Source organism: Mesorhizobium sp. YR577, assembly GCF_900116595.1.
GTDB lineage: Bacteria > Pseudomonadota > Alphaproteobacteria > Rhizobiales > Rhizobiaceae > Mesorhizobium_M.
The window spans coordinates 1-1,163 of record NZ_FPBI01000074.1 but is presented as its reverse complement, the minus strand read 5'-3'; the positions used below and the strand labels follow the sequence as shown (position 1 = coordinate 1,163).

The 1,163-nt window shown below is 57.4% G+C and carries 1 protein-coding gene; it reads left to right on the top strand.

The features are described from left to right. Window positions 1–193 precede the first annotated feature (193 nt). Complete coding sequence (locus tag BM413_RS32385) at window positions 194–1,156, top strand: DUF2865 domain-containing protein (protein ID WP_210189025.1); 963 nt, start codon at window positions 194–196, stop codon at window positions 1,154–1,156. Window positions 1,157–1,163 lie beyond the last annotated feature (7 nt).

The following is a 1,163-nucleotide window of genomic DNA, read 5'->3' as shown; positions in this document are numbered from 1 at the left end:
GTCGGACGCCCAATTACTCCGATGAAAGGCCGGCGCAGTCGGGGAGGATGAGGGGTGGACCACGCCGGCCAATGGCGATCCTTTCAGGTCCGCCGCGTGACAAAGATGACACGATCAGTTGACATTGGAAACCAAAAACTAACATATGTTAGCATATAGCCTTTGCTGAGAAGTACGTTTCGGAGGGCTTATGATGGCCGCATCGAACGGAATTGGGCTCGCAATTGCGGCGTGTGTCTGTCTTTGGATTGCGCCAGCCTTCGCCGACGCCGGGATACTGCGCCAACAAACAGCCGCTTCTGACAGCAGCACAGAGTTCAGTGCAGGCGGTGGCAGCGAAACTTCCACGAAACAGCTTCCGATAATCCTGGTGGGTGACTCGGACCGCGGAAACTACCTCACCGATCAGAAACTCAATCGCACCGTGGAGCCTCGCGAGCAGCGCAAGGCCAGGCCAGTTCAGCGCTCGACTTCGCGATCGAAATCGCAACAAGCCAAGGCAAAAACGCGGCAGAGCGTGCCAGTTGGGAAATCCATCCCTGGTGAATATCGGACCGTCTGTGTGCGGACATGCGACGGCTATTATTTCCCAATGTCCTTCGCGTCGTCCCGGCGTCAGTTCTCGCGCGATCTTCGGAATTGCCAAGCCATGTGCCCGGGCACCGAAATGCAGGTTTTCTTTCAGGAAAACGATGCGCAAATGGTCGAGGAGGTCAAAGAGGGGGAGGAGGCACCGGATATCCGCAACGAGTCCGCCGACATGATTTCAGTCGTCAATGGCAAGCCATATTCCGAAATGCCTACGGCGTATCTGTACAGACGAGAAAGCCTGGCGCGGCCAGCAAACTGTAGCTGCGACGGGCAGGGCAGTTCGGAAGCCGTTGCCGAGACCGCACCGTCGAACGAGGCCACATCTTCGACCAGTCCAGCCGCTGCTCTTGTCAAGGAACCGGATCCACCGGTTGATCCGAAAATATCGACGGAGTTGGGAGACGACCAGGCAAAGGACGTGACTGTCCGAACACAAGAGAGCGGAGAAATGACGGCCCGTCCCCTCGAGCCTGAACGCAAGGTAAGGGTTGTGGGACCGGAGTTTCTTCCCGATCCGGAAGGAGCAATAGATCTTCGAGCTCCGGCCAAGAGATACGTGCCTTAGCACGCGC